Source organism: Streptomyces sp. NPDC000878 (assembly GCF_053599695.1).
Map to the genome: position 1 here is coordinate 37,962 of NZ_JBSFMT010000032.1, position 16,099 is coordinate 54,060.

Sequence of the window (16,099 nt, forward strand, 5' to 3'; positions counted from 1 at the left end):
ACGGTGCCATGAGGAGGGTGACATGGGGAATCTCTTCACGAAACTGCTCAGACAGCTCGACAGCAACGCACGGCACGCGACCGACGTCTACCGGCGCGAGGTCCCCGAGTACCAGGTACTGGAGCGGGACGGACGCTCGCGCCGTGAAGCCCTTGAGTACTCGGTGTGGTTACGGCGCCGGACCGTCGAACTGGCGGCGAAGGAAGAGCCCCTCGGCACGGACGACCTCAGGCTGATGGCCTCGGTGGGCGAACAGCGGGCCGGGAAGGGGCTGTCCTTGCCGGGCCATCAGCAACTGGTCGTCGCGCACACCCGGTTGATGCTGCGCGAGATCAACGAGTCGACCGGCCCCGACGACGGCGACGACCTCATGCGTCTGATGCGCTGGTTCGGCCCGCAGGGCACGCGCGGCGGTGAGGCCTACCTGTCGGGGTTCGTGTCGGGGCAGGGCCGCCGTATGTCCCTGGTGGCCAGGGTCCGGTTGCTGACCGAGGCCCTGCTCTGCGACGACCCGGCCGCGTCGGGCCTGGCATCCGGCGTCGGGATGCGCGTCCACCCGCGCTATCGGGTGACCGTCATCCGTCTGCCCGGCCGTCCGCGCCCCACGAGTACCCGCCGCGAGGAGATCACCGAGTCCCTCCTGCGCCGCCGGCAGGTGCCGATCATGTGGCGCGACCCCGAGGAACTGGTGGCCCTGACACCCGAGTACGCCGATGAGCCGGCCGACGCGCCGACGGTACCGACCCGGCAGGACCGCGCGCTGACCGTCGTACACGACATCACCGAGGCGGTGGGCGGCAGTTGCGCCATCGGTACGAGCGTCGGTGCGGCCGGCGCGCTGGCCGGTGCCTTCGACCGGGCCCGGCGGATCAGCCGGGTCGCGCCGATGCAGTCCGGGCGGCAGCACCCGCACACCATGAACGACGTCTTCGTCGAGCTGGGCGTCACCCGGCTGCCGGAGGTCGACGACTGGCTGCGCGAGCTGGCCGGGCACCTCTCCCGCGGACCCGACCTCATCGCCACGCTGGACAGCTACTACCGCCACGACATGGACCGGACCCGCACCGCCGCGGCCCTCAACGTCCACCCCCGCACGCTCGACTACCGCCTCCAGCGCGCCCACGAACTCACCGGCATCCAACCCGGCTCCACCCACGGCGTACGGGTCCTCAGCGTCGTCGTGACACGCTCGCTCGCGCGCGGCTGAGCGTGCCCACGGGGTCCCGCCGGAGTGTCCGGCGGGCCCGCTCACCGTGCCGTCGCGGCCGGGGCCGTTCGCGGGTCACTCGCAGGTGGTTCGCGGGTCACTCGAAACTGGCGAAACCCGTCGTGTCGAACCAGGTGGGCGCATCGGCGTCGGACATCGCCTGCTTGATCCGGAACAACGCGAACTCGTTCAGTTCCGGCAGCGCGTCCACCGTGAACCAGCCGACCTCCAGGGACTCGTCGTCGTTGACCCGCGCCTCCCCGCCGACGGCCCGGCAACGGAAGGTGATGTCCATGTACTGGCAGACGTCCCCGTTCTCGTACGTCACCGGGTCAAGGGCCTGGACGAGCACGACCCGTTCGGGCACGCACCGGACCGCCGTCTCCTCGTAGACCTCCCGCACCGCGCACGCCGCCGGCTGCTCTCCCGGGTCCGGGATTCCGCCGATCACCGACCACTTGCGGGTGTCGGTGCGCCGGCCCAGGAGCACTCTGTCCTCGTCGTCGAAGACAAGGGCGGTGACACCGGGGAGCCAGAGCAACTGGCGCCCGGCGGAGGCACGGAGGGCACTGATGAAGTCAGGAGTAGCCATGCCACGACCCTAACGGGGCAGCCCCGTCACCCCTGTTGATCAAGGGGGCGTGCAACCGGCGTACGGCTACACGCCACCGGCGCGCCGCCCGCGCACACCGGCGCCGATCGCCCAGCCGAGACCGCCGGCGGCGACCAGCACGAGGAGCATCTCGGGCAGGATGCCGAGCTTGGTGGCGGGCGTCTCGGAGGAGCGCAGCGGCACCTTCTGGACGAGCGAGTCGGCCACGAACATGCCGGTCCTCTGCGTGATCCTTCCGTCCGGCATGATGATCGCGCTCACCCCGCTGGTCACCGGGACGGTGACGGTCCGGCTGTGTTCGACGGCGCGGATCCGGGACATGGCGAGCTGCTGGTAGGTCATCTCGCTGCGGTCGAAGGTGGCGTTGTTGCTCGGTACGGAGATCATCTGGGCGCCGTGGGTGACGGTGTCGCGCACGGCCCAGTCGAAGGCGGCCTCGTAGCAGGTGGCGAGGCCGACCTTGGCGCCGTCCATGGTGAACACACCGGGCTTTGAACCGCGGCTGAAGTCCTGGTGGACCATGGTGGTCCAGTTCTTGTTGATGTGTTCGAGCAGCGAGCGCAGCGGGAGGTACTCGCCGAAGGGCTGGACCTGCCGCTTGTCGTAGGTGTCGGTCGCGCCCTTCTCCGGGTCCCACAGGATCTGCTCGTTGTAGAGCTTGCCGCCGCGTTCGACGACCCCTCCGACCGAGATGGGCGCGCCGATCGCCTTGGCCGCGTTCTCGATGACGGCTGCGGCGTCGGGGTTGGCGAAGGGGTCGATGTCGGAGGAGTTCTCCGGCCACAGGACGAAGTCGGGCTGGGCCACCTTGCCCGCCTTGACCTGGGCGGCCAGCCGCTCGGTCTCCCGCGCGTGGTAGTCGAGGACGGCACGCCGCTGGGAGTTGAAGTCGAGGCCCGCGCGCGGGACGTTGCCCTGGATGACGGCGACCGTCGCGGTGCCGACCTCAGCCTTGTCGCTGACCAGCGTCCGCGCGGCCAGGGCGCCCACCACGGGGGCGACCACGCTCAGCACGGCGACGACCACCGCAACGTGCGGTACGGCACCGGTACGACGCCACTCGATCACCTGGCGGACAACCTCGTACAGGCCGAATCCACACAGAACGACCGCGAAGCCGAGCACCGGGGTGCCGCCCAGCGCGGCGAGCGGGAGGAAGACGCCGTCCGCCTGGCCGAAGGCGATCTTGCCCCAGGGGAAGCCGCGGAAGGGCACGCGCGCGCGTGCCGCCTCGCCCGCGATCCACAGGGCCGCCGCCCACAGCGGCCACCCGGGCAGCTTGGACACGGCCGCGATGCCCGCGCCGACCAGCGCGACGAAGATCGCCTCGATGACGACCAGTGCCAGCCAGGGCCCCGAGCCGACCTCCACGCCGGTCCACACCAGGAGGGGCAGCAGGAAACCGAGACCGAAGAGGTAGCCGAGGCCGAGTCCGGCCTTCCAGGACCGGCCGCGCAGCACCCAGCCGAAGATGCCGAAGGCGGGCAGGGCGAGCCACCACAGGGTGCGCGGCGGGAAGCTGACGTACAGCAGCACTCCGGCGAGCGCAGCGGTGGCGGCCGGCCAGAGACGGAGCAGCCGCGCGCGGCGCGAAGCGGGCGCGAGCTGCGGTTCGAGCTGGTCGGGCCCGGTTGTGGAAGGAGCGGTGGCGGTCACTCCGGGAGTGTACGGCGCCTGCCCCGGGCGCCGACAGCACGGTCCGGCCCGTGGCCGGGGCTGGCCCCGGCCCCGTCCGCAGCATCGTTCCTGCGCAACTCGTCCACAAATGACGCATCAGCCGTTACGGTGTGCGGAGCCTCTGACGTGCGCGCCGGTGACGGCCCGTGCGGTCGGGGCCCGTCACGTTCGGGGGGCGGCGGGTTGAGGTCCACGGGGATGACGTCCGCGGCCGGTGCGGCGGCGGACGGTGAGAGACGAAACGTTTCCGACGCGGCGGGCGTCGTCGTGCTGGGCGCGTGTGCCGCCTGGTCGCTGATCACTGCGGCCACGCACGACGGCCGCCCCGAGGGCGTGCTCCTGGCAGTGCTCGCGGTGGCCGCCGGTTACGCGTCGGGACGGATCTGCGGGGCGCTGCTGCCGGTCGCCGCCCCCTGTGCGGCGGCGCTGGCCGGGCTCGGTCTGGCGGTGGCCGCCCCGCACACCCTGCCGGGGCCGCAGATCGCCACCCCGCCCGGGCATCTCGGGGCCGTGTCCGCGCTGCTGGTGCTGGCCACCGGCGCCGCCTGCTGCGCGGCCTGGGCGGCCCGGCCGCCACTGCTGCGACTGGCGCTGCGTGCCCTGGCCGCCGGGAGCACGGCGGCGTCCCTGGTCCTCGGCCCGATCGCCGGTTCCGTCCTCTGTGCGGCTGTCCTGCTGTGCTCGCTCGCCGCCGACCACATGCGCCGGGGCGTGGGCCTGGCCGGGCTGGCGCTGACGACGGCCGTGGTGACCGGGACGGCCTGGGCGGTCGCCGAGAACGTCCTGCCGGACGGGCTCGCCGACTCGCTGGAGGGCCAGCTGAGCGGTCACCGGGTCGGTCTGTGGCGCGACGCCCTGCTGCTGGCCCACCGGGACCCGGCGCTGGGTGTGGGCCCTGGCAGGTTCGCGGAACTCAGCCGGACGGCATCGCAGGCGCTGCCTGCCGAGACCAGACCGCACTCCGCGCCGCTCCAGCAGGCGGCCGAGCAGGGGTTGGTCGGCGTGGTCCTGCTGGCGGCGGTCTTCTGCTGGGTGCTGTACGCCCTGTGGCGCACCCCGCGCCCCACGCCCGTCGCGCTGACCGCGGGCGCGGCCCTGACGGGTCTGGCCGTCCTGGCGACGGTCGGCAACGTACTGAGCTTCACCACGGTGACGGCGGGCGCGGGCCTCCTGGCGGGCTTGGCGACGGCCCGCCCCCTGGGCTACGAGACACCGGACACGACGACGACACGCGCGCGGGAGCACCGCTGAACCACCGCGAGGGCGACGGGAGCGTCAGTGCGTGGCCCCCGCCGCGCCGGACCGCAGCAGGTCCCGGATGACGCGTACGGCCGCCTCCGCGTTGTCCACCGTGATCGTGAACGTGTGCCCGTCCCCGAGGCGCAGCACCACGCCCTCGCCCCGGCGTACGACGACCGCGGTGCCCTGGTGGGGCCGCCAGCGGTAGCCCCAGCCGCCCCACTGGCGCGGGGTGACCCTGGCCACGAAGTCGGCGCCGACGATCTGGGACAGCGGGATACTGCGGCGCGGCAGGCCGATGTGGCCGCAGCGCACTTCGAGGGTGTCCTTGTCGACCTTCACGGCGACGTGCACGAACGCGAGGGTGCCGAAGAGGACGAGCAGGCCGGCCGCGATGCAGCCCACGACGGACATGGCGAGCGGCGCGACACCGGACGTCCACGCGGAGTCGACGGCCAGTTCGATGCCGAGAGCCATGAAGGCGCAGCCTCCGAGGGCCAGGATCCACTGGGCGCGGTTGGTCGCCCGGCCGGTCCAGACCTCGGTCGGCGTGGTTTCGACGTGTTCGTCGTGGGGGTGGTCCCTCATGGCTATGAGACTACTCAGGTTCCGCTCCGCGGGCACCGGCTTGCGGAGTGTGACTGCTCCGCCTGGCCGCCCCGTGGCCCCAAGGGCCACCGGCGCACGGCCGTCGGTCAGCGGACGGGCGTGGCCGCCTGCAGCAGGCGGCCTTCCTCGTAGGCCATCGCGGGGGCGGGCAGCGGGCTCGCGACGCCGTTCAGCAGCGCGGTGAGGGTGCCGTCGGCCGGCGCCTCGGGGGCGGGGTGGGCGCCGAGCCTGCGGAGCGTCTGGGCGGCCACCGCACCGGCCGAGCCGTGCAGGACGAGCGGCGGGCGGTCGGGCTGCTGGACGGCCGCGCGGATACGTTCGGCGACGAGTTCGTAATGGGTGCAGCCCAGGACGACGGTCGTTACCTCGTCGGGGGTGAGAGCGGCAGCGGCGGCAATCGCCGCGTCGATCGCCGTCTCGTCCGCGTGTTCGACGGCTTCGGCCAGTCCCCAGCAGGGGACCTCGGTGACCGCGACGCCCTCGGCGAAGTTCTTGATGAGGCCGCGCTGGTAGGGGCTGCCGGTGGTGGCCGGGGTCGCCCAGATCGCGAAGGGCCCGCCTCCCGCTGCGGCGGGCTTGATCGCCGGGACCGTGCCGATGACCGGCAGCTCCGGTTCGAGGCGGGCGCGCAGGGCGGTCAGGGCGTGCACGGTCGCGGTGTTGCAGCCGACGATCAGTGCGTCGGGCCGCTGTGCGGCGGCGGCCTCGGCGACGGCCAGGGCGCGCTCGGTGAGATCCTCCGGGGTGCGTGGGCCCCAGGGCATGCCCTGGGGGTCCAGGGAGAGCACGAGGTCCGCGTCGGGCCGCAGCCGCCGAACCGCTGCCGCCGCCGGCAGAAGTCCGATTCCGGAGTCCATGAGCGCGATCTTCACCCGGTCACTATAAACGGCGTGCCCCTGCACCCCTTTGGGGTGGGGCAGACTGCGGCAGGTGAGCGCCGTTGTGTGGATCGCCGTCGGATCACTCGCCGCCTGGCTGTGGCTGCTGCTGTGCCAGGGCTTCTTCTGGCGTACGGACGTCAGGCTGCCGTCGTACGACCGGGAGCCGGAGACCTGGCCGCCCGTCTGCGTCGTCGTGCCGGCCCGTGACGAGGCCGCCGTGCTGCCCGCGAGCCTGCCGTCGCTGCTCGCGCAGGACTATCCGGGGCGGGCCGAGGTCTTCCTGGTCGACGACGGCAGTTCGGACGGCACCGGGGAGCTGGCCCGGGAGCTGTCACGGCGCCACGGTGGGCTGCCGCTGACCGTGGACTCGCCCGGCGAACCGCCCCCGGGCTGGACGGGCAAGCTGTGGGCCGTACGCCATGGCATCGGGCTGGCACGCGCGCGTGGACCCGAGTTCCTGCTGCTGACGGACGCGGACATCGCCCACGCGCCGGACAGCCTGCGGGAGTTGGTGGCGGCGGCGCGGGGCGGCGGCTACGACGCCGTGTCGCTGATGGCCAGGCTGCGGGTGGAGAGCGTCTGGGAGCGGTTCGTCGTACCGGCGTTCGTGTACTTCTTCGCGCAGCTCTATCCCTTCCGCCGGATCGGCCGGAAGGGGTCGCGGACGGCGGCTGCCGCAGGCGGCTGCGTGCTGTTGCGTACGGAGGCGGCCGAGCGGGCCCGGATCCCGGACGCCATCCGGCAGGCCGTCATCGACGACGTGGCGCTCGCGCGGGCCGTCAAGGGCGGCGGGGGCCACATCTGGCTGGGGCTCGCCGACCGGGTGGACAGTGTGCGGCCCTACCCGCGACTGCACGACCTGTGGCGGATGGTCTCCCGCAGCGCGTACGCGCAGTTGCGCCACAGCCCGCTCCTCCTGCTCGGTACGGTGCTGGGCCTCGCCCTGGTGTATCTGGTGCCGCCGCTCGCCCTGGTGGCCGGCCTCGTCACCGGGACGACGGCCGCGACGGTGTGCGGCGGGCTCGCGTGGCTCGTGATGGCGGGGACGTACGTCCCGATGCTGCGCTACTACGGGCAGCCCCTGTGGCTCGCTCCGCTGCTGCCGTTCACGGCGTTCCTGTACCTCCTCATGACGGTCGACTCGGCGGTGCAGCACTACCGGGGGCGCGGCGCGGCCTGGAAGGGCCGGACGTACACGCGTCCGGAGGCCGCCACGGACGAGAGCTGACCGGCCTGCCTCACTTGCGGCCCGGGGTCCAGTTCATGCCCCAGCCGTAGACGTGGTCGACGGTCCGCTGCGGGCTCACTCCGCGCTCGGGCACGAGATAGCGGGCCTCGCGCTGCACCATCAGATCGCCGCCCGTGTTGGTGATCAGGGCGAGCGCGCACACCGTGGAGGGCACCGTGCACTCGTCGAGCGAGAAGTCGACGGCCGCGCCGTTCGCCGGGGTCAGGGTGACCGTGGCGTGCAGGTCGGCGAAGGAACGCGCGCCCGCGTAGATGGTCACGAAGATGAGGATGCGCCGAAAGGCCTGCTTGTGGTCCAGGTTGACGGTGAGGTTCTCCCCGCTGGACATGGCCCCGGTGCGGTCGTCACCGTCGAGGTGGATGTACGGCGGCTGGTGCAGCGCCCCGAAGGCGTTGCCGAGGGACTGTACGACGCCCTTGCTGCCGTCGGAGAGTTCGAAGAGGGCGCACAGGTCGAGGTCGAGATCGGAGTGCTGGGCGATCGCGCGGCCGAGCTTGCTGCCCCACCCCGAGAACTGCTTGTGCACCTGCCAGTTGAGGTTGACGCGCAGCGCGCCCGAGGTGCCGCCCTGCTTGGTGAGCGAGACGGACGGGGCCTCCTTGGTGAGCGTCACCTTGGTCAGGCGTACCGGCGTCGCGGGAGGGGCGGGCGGAGCAGGTGGGGGCGTGGTCACGGGCGGGGCGACCGGCCGGGACATGGTCACGGGAGGCGCGACGGGCGGAGGCGCGGGGGCGGCGGTCTGCGGGGCGGGCGTGTGCTGGGGCTCGTCCACGGTGATGCCGAAGTCCGTGGCCAGGCCCGCCAGGCCGCTGCTGTAGCCCTGTCCGACCGCGCGGAACTTCCAGGCGCCCTGCCTGCGGTAGAACTCGCCGAGCACGAAGGCCGTTTCGACACTGGCGCCCGCGTTGTCGAAGCGGGCGACCACCGTGCCCTGCGCCGCGTCCCGGACCTCGATGTACAGGTCGGGGACCTGCCCGAACGTTCCTCCGTCGGCGGAGGCGACGAGGACCACGGTCTCGACGGCGGGCTCCACGCGCGCGAGGTCGACGAGCAGGGTGTCCGTCACCCGGCCCCCGCTGTCCCGCTTGCCTTCGTGCCGCACCGCGTCGGAGGAGTGCACGGGCTGGTTGTAGAAGACGAAGTCACCGTCGGAACGGACCTTTCCGGCCACCAGCAGCAGCGCGGAGGCGTCCGCGTCGGGGACACCCGGCCCGGAGCGCCAGCCCAGCTCGACCCGGAGCGCCGCCGTGGGCACCGGAACGTTCGATCCCTTGGACATTGACACGGCTGCCATGGCTGCCCCCATCTCCGACTCTGATCGCCTCGCGGCCCAACCTATTCTCCCGGGCCTGTGAACTCCTGTTGAACCCCCCTGGCGAACGACTGAGGAACGCGGGGCGACCCGTCGGTAACCCCGTCGGAACCTGGCATTTACCTGATCTCAGCATGAGCTGGTGCCCCTTTTTGGCAAGTTCGCTCGCATTGGGGGTCCCACGTCACTGCCGACACGGAAAACAACCCTCTTATCGGTCTCCCCAACCAGCTCATCGTGGGCTTAACTTATGTGCCATGACCTCCCCCCGCTCCACCTACGGCGGCGGCTACTACTCCGCCTTCCCGGACACTCCGATCTATGACTCGCTCGTCGCCGAGCGGGGGACCCCGCAGATCGCTCCGATCCGGGTCCCCGCCGCGTACGACACGGGCAGCAGCCTGAACCTGCCCGCGCTGCCGTCCGCGCTCCCCGCGCTGCCGGCCGGCCCGTCCCAGCAGGCCCCCTCCTACGGCGGCTACCCGCAGGCGCAGCAGCCCTCGCCGCTGCAGCAGGCGCCGGCCGCGTACATCCCGCAGCAGGCACCGCCGCGCGGTTACCCCGCCGGCGCGGGCCAGCCGATGCAGCAGCAGCGTCCGGCGGCGGCCACCGGCTACGAGGCGATGCGCCCGGCGGCTCCCCGCCCGGCCCCCGCGCCGTACCAGGAGCCGTACAACAACCAGCAGTACCGCGGGTACTGATCCGGCCCCCGGAGTGTCCGTGCCTTGGCACGATGGCGGTATGGGGAACGCGGAGCTGTATTCGATTCACATCCATCCGGTCAAGGCGTTCCGGGGCGAGTCGCCCCGGCAAGCCGAGGTGGAGCCCTGGGGGCTGGCCGGAGACCGACGCTGGGTACTGATTGACGCCGGGGGAAAGGTCGTCACACAGCGCCAGCAACCGCGTCTGGCACAGGCCGCCGCCGAGCTTCTGCCCGGCGGCGGAATTCGTCTGTCCGCGCCCGGTCGCGCGCCCCTGACCGTGCCCGTCCCGGAGGTGGCGGGCACGACGACGGTGGACATCTTCGGCACCAAGGTGGAGGCCGTGCCCGCCGGGGACGGGGCCCATGGCTGGTGCAGCGGCTATCTGGGCGAGGACGTACGTCTTCTGCACATGGACGACCCGGCCACGCGCCGCGCGGTCGACCCCGAGTTCGCGCGCCCCGGCGAGACCGTGAGCTTCGCCGACGGCTACCCGCTGCTGCTCACCACGCTCGCGTCGCTGGACGCCCTCAACTCCCTGATCGCGGGAGGGGATCACGCGCAGGAGGGCCCGCTGCCCATGAACCGCTTCCGGCCCAACGTGGTGGTGTCGGGGACCGCCGCGTGGGCCGAGGACGGCTGGTCCCGGATCGCCATCGGTGAGGTCGGCTTCCGGGTGGCCAAGATGTGCGGGCGGTGCGTGGTGACCACCACCGACCAGGAGACCGCCGAACGCGGACGGGAACCGCTGCGCACGCTCGGGCGTCATCGCCGCTTCGGCAACCAGCTGGTCTTCGGCCAGAACCTGGTTCCCGAGAATCCCGGGACGATCCGTGTCGGCGATCCGTTCAGGATCCTCGCTTAGGCGGGAACACCGGCGCGGGGCCTGACCGTTGGCTTTGGTGAGAAGTTCATGAGACGGCCGGTAAGAACCGGTGAGAGGTGATTTCGCTCTCTCTTCGACCGGCTTTGTGCGTGAACTGCTCCGACCGGGGTTATCACGGAGCGGGAAGGGGGTGCGGCTGTGCGGGCGATCGGCGGACTCTGGCGCTGGCGGCACAATCCACTGCGCCGCGCGACCGACCTGGCCGAGGCCTGGCTGGCGCTGACGGCCCTGCTGCTGATCCTGCTGGCGGCGCCCCTGATCGGCCTGCTGATCGGCGGTGTCGCCCAGGACGCGCTGCAACAGGCCGTACGGGACCAGCGCGAGGCCCGGCATCTCGTGACGGCCACCGTGGTCAAGAAGCTCTCCCGCTCCCCGCTGGAGCCCGACCCCGAGACGGCCTCCGCGCGGGAGGCGAGAAGCCGCGTGGAGGCAGACTGGACGGGGCCGGACGGCACCGAGCAGCACGGCAAGGTCCTGGCGAACCTCAAGTCCCCGCACCCCGGCGACCACTTCACGCTGTGGACGGACGGACAGGGGCGAATAACCGCCCGCCCACTGGACACCGCCACCGCGACGACGCACGCGGTTCTCGCCGGGTTCGGCGCGACCGTCCTGTCGGCCGGGTTCGTCGAGGGCTGTCGGCGCCTGATCGTCTGGCGCATGGTCCGTCGTCGGTACGCCCGCTGGGACCAGGCCTGGGACCGGGCCGGACCCGACTGGGGCCGGACCGGGACCGGGAGTTGACCTCGTTCCGGCTCTGGTCAACCCACCGTGCCCGCGCACGCTACGGTGGACCGGCCGACATCGTTCGGCACCTTCCGCGACATCCCGCGTTCCACGAGGTGGGGGCACAGCAGCGCCATGGCACAGGGCACGGTCCAGGTGACGCACACCGGCACATCGAGGTGGCGGCGCCGCACGGGTGAGTACGCGTCGCTCGCCGCCGCCCTGGAGGCCGCGGCGGACGGTGACGTCCTCACGGTCGCCCCCGGCACCTATCGGGAGAACCTCGTCGTCCAGCGGGCGGTGACCCTGCGCGGCCCCGAGGGCTCCCCCGGCTCCGTACGCATCGCGCCCGTGGACGGAGTGCCGCTCACCGTGCGCGCCTCCGCGGTCGTCCAGGACCTGCATGTGGAGGGCCAGGACTCGACCGCGCCCGCCCTGCTCGTCGAGGAGGGCACGCCGGAACTGCTGGACCTGCGGATCGTGACGCGGTCCGCCGCCGGCATCGAGGTGCGCGGCGGCGCGCGCCCGACGGTCCGGCGCTGCACGGTCGACAACCCAGCGGGTGCCGGAATCGCCGTACTGGACGGCGCGGGCGGGGTGTTCGAGGAGTGCGAGGTCGTCGCGGCCGGGCAGGCGGGCGTGACCGTGCGCGACGGCGGGCATCCGCGTCTGGAGCGCTGCCGGGTGCACCACGCCTCGGGCGTCGGGCTGTCCGTCTCGGGCGAGAACTCGGCGCTGGAGGGCATCGGTTGTGAGGTGTACGAGGTCAAGGGCAGCGGCGTCCAGGTCACCGGCCGGGCCACCGCCCACCTCACCGACTGCGATGTGCACCGCACGTCCGCGGACGGCGTGACGCTCGACACCGACGCCGTACTGACGCTCGCCGACTGCCGTATCCACGACATCCCGGAGAACGCGGTCGATCTGCGGTCCCGCTCGGTCCTCACGCTGACCCGCACGACGGTGCGTCAGTTCGGGCGCAACGGGCTGTCGGTGTGGGACCCGGGCACGCGCGTGGACGCCAACCAGTGCGAGATCTTCGACAGCACCGGCGACTACCCCGCGGTGTGGATCAGCGACGGCGCCACGGCGGTCCTCGAGTCCTGCCGGGTGCACGACGTGCCGGACGCGCTGTTCGTGCTCGACAGGGGCTCCCGCGCGGACGTCGTCGACAGCGACCTCACACAGGTCCGCAACACGGCCGTGTCGGTCAGCGACGGCGCGACCGCCCAGCTCGACGACTGCCGGATCAAGGACGCGGCGACAGGCGCCTGGTTCCGCGACCACGGCAGCGGCGGCACGCTCAACGGCTGCACGGTCGTCGGTACGCAGACGGGTGTGATCGTCACCAAGGGCGCCGACCCGACCGTCGAGCGCTGCACGGTCGACTCCCCCGCCGAGGCGGGCTTCTATGTGTCGGCGGGCGGCCGGGGCAGCTTCCTGAACTGCCGGGTGACGGGCAGTGAGGGCTATGGCTTCCATGTCATAGACGGCTGCCGTACGACACTGACGAAGTGCCGTACGGAGCGGTGCGCGCGCGGTGGTTACGAGTTCGCGGAGGGCGGGCCCGGCACGGCCCCCGGCGGCGGGCCGGTCGTCGAGGACTGCACCAGCGACGAGAGCGCGGCGCTGCGGCCGTCCCCGGTGCCGGAGACGGCCGTCCAGACGGTCACGCAGTCGCCGGGGCTGCTGGGCTCGATCCCGGGCCAGCGCACCACCGAGCAGGAGCAGGCGGTCACCGCACCGGAGCCGGAGAAGGCCGCGCGGTCCTCGAAGGACGTACTCGGTGAACTCGACGCGCTGGTGGGCCTGGAGAGCGTCAAGCGCGAGGTGCGGGCCCTCACGGACATGATCGAGGTCGGCCGGCGCCGCCAGCTCGCGGGCCTCAAGGCGGCCTCCGCCCGCCGCCATCTGGTCTTCACGGGCTCCCCCGGTACCGGCAAGACGACGGTCGCCCGGCTCTACGGCGAGATCCTGGCCGCGCTCGGCGTCCTGGAGAAGGGCCACCTCGTCGAGGTGTCCCGGGTGGACCTGGTCGGCGAGCACATCGGTTCGACGGCGATCCGCACCCAGGAGGCCTTCGACCGGGCGCGCGGCGGCGTCCTGTTCATCGACGAGGCGTACGCGCTGTCCCCGGAGGACTCCGCCCGGGACTTCGGCAAGGAGGCCATCGACACGCTGGTGAAGCTGATGGAGGACCACCGGGAAGCCGTCGTGGTGATCGTCGCGGGCTACACCGCCGAGATGGACCGCTTCCTCTCCGTCAACCCCGGTGTGGCGTCCCGTTTCTCGCGGACCATCACCTTCGGTGACTACGGCCCCGAGGAGCTGCTGCGGATCGTGGAGCAGCAGTCGGAGGAGCACGAGTACCGGCTCGGCCCCGGCTCCCCCGAGGCCCTCCTGAAGTACTTCACGGAGATCCCCAAGGGAGCGACGTTCGGCAACGGCCGCACGGCTCGGCAGACGTTCGAGGCGATGGTCGAGCGGCACGCGGGCCGGGTCGCCCAGCACGCCGAGCCGAGCACGGACGACCTGACCCTGCTCTACCCGGAGGACCTGCCCGAGCTGCCCTGAGCCTCGGGCCGCGGCCCGGGCACCCCCTCCCGGGGCCGCAGCCGCGCCAGCAGCTCCTCGCGCTCCTCGACGAAGGCCGGATCGGCCTGGTAGTCGGAGTGGCCGAGGATCGGCGCGGGCAGCGGGTGCTCCTTGGTACGGCCGTAGGCGAGCGGGTCCTTGAGCGGCGCGCGGTCCACCTCGGGACCGCAGTCGCCGGGCAGGTGTACGGGACCGCCGATGGGGTCGGTGAGCCGGTACAGGTTGCGCCAGCAGGCCACGTCGTGGTGCAGCGAGGTGAGCGCGGCGGGGCCGAAGTGGGCCGGGAACCAGCGCCCGTACAGGCGCTCCAGCGGTGAGCCGTACGTCAGCAGCGCGACGCGCTTGCGCACGGACGGCTTCAGCTGCCAGGCGGCTGCCGCCGCGAGGACGCTGCCCTGGGAGTGCCCGGAGATGACCAGACGGCCGCCGGTCTCCTCGGTCCAGGTGGCCATCCGCCAGGTCAGGTCGGGCACGGCGCGCTCGGCGTAGCAGGGCGGTGCGAAGGGGTGTGCGGCGCGCGGCCAGAAGGTGCCGACGTCCCAGAGGATGCCGATGGTGCGCCGGGCGGAGGCGTCCTTGTAGGCGCGCCGCCCCCAGGTGACGAACAGCAGGAAGCCGAATCCGATCAGCCAGGACCCGAGGGCCTGGGCCGTCTCGGCGGCGCCCTGGACGACGGCGTACGAGCCGTGCGAGGCGTCTCCGGGCGTGTCGTCCGTGAGCTGGGCTCCGGCCAGTGCGGCGGCGCCCAGGAGCAGCGTCACCGCGGAGGTGATGCCGAGGATGCGGGGCGCCCGGTCCGTGAGGGCGGCCATCGCGCGCGTGCTCGCGATCCGGCGGGTGCGCGCGTCGTCCATGCGCTCCCCGGAACCGTCGTCGTAGTCCCGTTCCACGGCGTCCAGCTCGCCGCGGCGCAGTTGCAGAGTGCGCCGGGCCAGCCAGCCGACCAGGCCCAGGACGACCAGGAGGACGGCCGGGATCACGGACGCCTGCCAGGTCAGCAGGACGGGCGGGCCCTCGATGGTGCCGCCGGTGCCGTCCAGCCAGTCGGCGACGCGCTGGGACACGCCGCCCGACATCACACCGCCCAGCGCGCAGGCGAGCGTCGCGACGGCAGGTCCGGCGAAGCCGCGCATGGCGGCACGCGGGTCGGGGTGGGCGCGGTACAGCAGGTGGGCGACGACGGCCAGGCCGAGGACGATGAGGCCCTGGAGCAGCGCGAGGGTGCCGAAGGTCGTGTCGCCCGGCAGCATCCCCGCCGACCGCCACCCGGGACGCGACCAGCCGGCGTACACGGCCGTCAGGAGCAGCAGGGCGAGCGCGGCGCCCGGGAGGAGGCGGACGAGCCGGGCGTCGACCTCCTGGTCTAGGCGTCTTTCGCTGCGCCCCCGGCGGCACACCACCCACACCACGGCGACGGCTCCGGCGATCAGTGCCACGTCGAGGAGCCGGGCCAGAGCCGCGAGCGTGGCCGGACCGCCGGGTTCGCGATCGTGGCGGGCGGCGGCGGAGCCGAGGGCGGCGGCGACCGTCAGCAGGCCGGCCGCGGTGTGCGCGGCGCGCAGCCGGGCGACCAGTCGCCGCCCGTACCAGAACCCGGGCCGCCCCAGCGCCGTACGGATGTTGTCGGCGGCGGCCTCGGGAGCGTGGGTCAGCGGCTTCTGGGACTCGTACGCGCTCCAGGTGCGGCGGGACAGGAACCACAGCAGGCCGGTGAGGGCGGCGGGCACCACGGCGGCCAGGGCGAGGCGGCGGCCGGGCTCGCTCCACCAGCCGCCGTCCGACTCGGTCGGGGAGAGGAAGCCCAGCCAGGAGTGCGCCTCGGCGCACGCGCGCGTGCCCGCGCACTGCCAGGCCGTCAGGTCGAGGGCGACCTCGCAGGCGGCGGCGACCAGCAGAACGGTGAGGGTCAGACCGGCGAGGCGCACCAGCAGGCCGTACAGCCGGACCGTGCCCGGCCGGTTGCGGGCGGTGGGGCGCATCCAATGGGCGAGGTTGACCACCATGAACGGCAGCAGCAACAGCCACAGGGCGCGCGTGCCGTTGCCGGAGGTGAGGTTGCACCAGACGTACGCCTCGCGCACCGGTGCGCCGTCCGGGTCGACGGGGCGGTCCTCCGCGTCCGCGTCGTCCACGCGCCGGAAGACGGCGGCCGTGTCGTCGCCGGTGACGCGGACGGTCCGTGGATCGTTGAGCATCTTCTCGGGCGTGGCGCCGCCCACGCCGTGGACCAGCAGTTCCAGGGCGATGGCGCTGGTCGCCCCGGTCTCCTCGGGCGGTCTGGCCGTGCCGTTCGCCCCGGACTTCGAGGCCCGTTCCTGTGCTTGTTCCACTGTTCGCACTTCCCCCGTTGCTCGTACTTCCCCCGTGTCACACCGACGGCCGTCGTCCGGTCGGGAACGATGCC

13 protein-coding genes are annotated in these 16,099 nt (G+C 72.8%); 7 read left to right on the plus strand and 6 right to left on the minus strand.

Going from position 1 to position 16,099, the window contains the following annotated elements:
• Window positions 1-22: 22 nt before the first annotated feature.
• Window positions 23-1,207 (plus strand): PucR family transcriptional regulator, encoded by a 1,185-nt coding sequence (locus ACWDR4_RS26450; RefSeq protein WP_450412262.1) that lies wholly within the window; start codon window positions 23-25, stop codon window positions 1,205-1,207.
• Between the two features lie 97 nt (window positions 1,208-1,304).
• Here ACWDR4_RS26450 and ACWDR4_RS26455 read toward each other — a convergent pair whose 3' ends face one another.
• Together ACWDR4_RS26455 and lnt are read right to left on the minus strand one after the other, a co-directional pair.
• Window positions 1,305-1,799 (minus strand): NUDIX hydrolase, encoded by a 495-nt coding sequence (locus ACWDR4_RS26455; RefSeq protein WP_450412264.1) that lies wholly within the window; start codon window positions 1,797-1,799, stop codon window positions 1,305-1,307.
• A 66-nt stretch (window positions 1,800-1,865) separates the two neighbouring features.
• Complete coding sequence (gene lnt / locus ACWDR4_RS26460; RefSeq protein ID WP_450412265.1) at window positions 1,866-3,476, minus strand: apolipoprotein N-acyltransferase; 1,611 nt, start codon at window positions 3,474-3,476, stop codon at window positions 1,866-1,868.
• Window positions 3,477-3,695: 219 nt separating this feature from the next.
• Here lnt and ACWDR4_RS26465 point away from each other — a divergent pair, with 219 nt between their 5' ends.
• On the plus strand, window positions 3,696-4,748 hold the full coding sequence (locus ACWDR4_RS26465; RefSeq protein ID WP_450412267.1) for an O-antigen ligase family protein: 1,053 nt from the start codon (window positions 3,696-3,698) through the stop codon (window positions 4,746-4,748).
• Between the two features lie 24 nt (window positions 4,749-4,772).
• Here the strand turns inward: ACWDR4_RS26465 and ACWDR4_RS26470 are convergent, their stop codons facing one another.
• Complete coding sequence (locus tag ACWDR4_RS26470; protein ID WP_450412269.1) at window positions 4,773-5,324, minus strand: hypothetical protein; 552 nt, start codon at window positions 5,322-5,324, stop codon at window positions 4,773-4,775.
• A gap of 107 nt (window positions 5,325-5,431) precedes the next feature.
• A complete protein-coding gene (locus ACWDR4_RS26475) occupies window positions 5,432-6,217 on the minus strand; it encodes a glutamate racemase (RefSeq protein ID WP_450412270.1) in 786 nt (261 codons plus the stop codon).
• Between the two features lie 70 nt (window positions 6,218-6,287).
• Here ACWDR4_RS26475 and ACWDR4_RS26480 point away from each other — a divergent pair, with 70 nt between their 5' ends.
• Window positions 6,288-7,454, plus strand: a complete 1,167-nt coding sequence (locus tag ACWDR4_RS26480) for a glycosyltransferase (RefSeq protein ID WP_450412366.1) — start codon at window positions 6,288-6,290, stop codon at window positions 7,452-7,454.
• A 10-nt stretch (window positions 7,455-7,464) separates the two neighbouring features.
• On the opposite strand, the gene ACWDR4_RS26485 is transcribed toward ACWDR4_RS26480, so the two are convergent.
• The gene (locus ACWDR4_RS26485) at window positions 7,465-8,754 is read right to left on the minus strand and encodes a TerD family protein (protein ID WP_450412367.1); all 1,290 of its coding nucleotides are present in this window, start codon (window positions 8,752-8,754) and stop codon (window positions 7,465-7,467) included.
• Window positions 8,755-9,044: 290 nt separating this feature from the next.
• On the opposite strand from ACWDR4_RS26485, the gene ACWDR4_RS26490 reads away from it, so the two are divergent.
• The 4 genes from ACWDR4_RS26490 (at window position 9,045) to ACWDR4_RS26505 (ending at window position 13,674) form a co-directional block, all read left to right on the plus strand.
• Window positions 9,045-9,488 (plus strand): DUF6643 family protein, encoded by a 444-nt coding sequence (locus ACWDR4_RS26490; protein WP_450412272.1) that lies wholly within the window; start codon window positions 9,045-9,047, stop codon window positions 9,486-9,488.
• A gap of 40 nt (window positions 9,489-9,528) precedes the next feature.
• A complete protein-coding gene (locus ACWDR4_RS26495) occupies window positions 9,529-10,353 on the plus strand; it encodes an MOSC domain-containing protein (RefSeq protein ID WP_450412274.1) in 825 nt (274 codons plus the stop codon).
• 159 nt (window positions 10,354-10,512) lie between these two features.
• A complete protein-coding gene (locus ACWDR4_RS26500) occupies window positions 10,513-11,118 on the plus strand; it encodes an Rv1733c family protein (protein WP_450412276.1) in 606 nt (201 codons plus the stop codon).
• Window positions 11,119-11,235: 117 nt separating this feature from the next.
• On the plus strand, window positions 11,236-13,674 hold the full coding sequence (locus ACWDR4_RS26505; protein WP_450412368.1) for a right-handed parallel beta-helix repeat-containing protein: 2,439 nt from the start codon (window positions 11,236-11,238) through the stop codon (window positions 13,672-13,674).
• On the opposite strand, the gene ACWDR4_RS26510 is transcribed toward ACWDR4_RS26505, so the two are convergent.
• On the minus strand, window positions 13,644-16,025 hold the full coding sequence (locus ACWDR4_RS26510) for a hypothetical protein (protein ID WP_450412277.1): 2,382 nt from the start codon (window positions 16,023-16,025) through the stop codon (window positions 13,644-13,646). The genes ACWDR4_RS26505 and ACWDR4_RS26510 overlap by 31 nt on opposite strands.
• Window positions 16,026-16,099 lie beyond the last annotated feature (74 nt).

Coding starts and splice junctions, on each gene's coding strand:
- ACWDR4_RS26450 (WP_450412262.1), top strand. CDS start 23: ATGGGGAATCTCTTCACGAAACTGCTCAGACAGCTCGACAGCAACGCA.
- ACWDR4_RS26455 (WP_450412264.1), bottom strand. CDS start 1,799: ATGGCTACTCCTGACTTCATCAGTGCCCTCCGTGCCTCCGCCGGGCGC.
- ACWDR4_RS26465 (WP_450412267.1), top strand. CDS start 3,696: ATGACGTCCGCGGCCGGTGCGGCGGCGGACGGTGAGAGACGAAACGTT.
- ACWDR4_RS26470 (WP_450412269.1), bottom strand. CDS start 5,324: ATGAGGGACCACCCCCACGACGAACACGTCGAAACCACGCCGACCGAG.
- ACWDR4_RS26485 (WP_450412367.1), bottom strand. CDS start 8,754: ATGTCCAAGGGATCGAACGTTCCGGTGCCCACGGCGGCGCTCCGGGTC.
- ACWDR4_RS26490 (WP_450412272.1), top strand. CDS start 9,045: ATGACCTCCCCCCGCTCCACCTACGGCGGCGGCTACTACTCCGCCTTC.
- ACWDR4_RS26495 (WP_450412274.1), top strand. CDS start 9,529: ATGGGGAACGCGGAGCTGTATTCGATTCACATCCATCCGGTCAAGGCG.
- ACWDR4_RS26505 (WP_450412368.1), top strand. CDS start 11,236: ATGGCACAGGGCACGGTCCAGGTGACGCACACCGGCACATCGAGGTGG.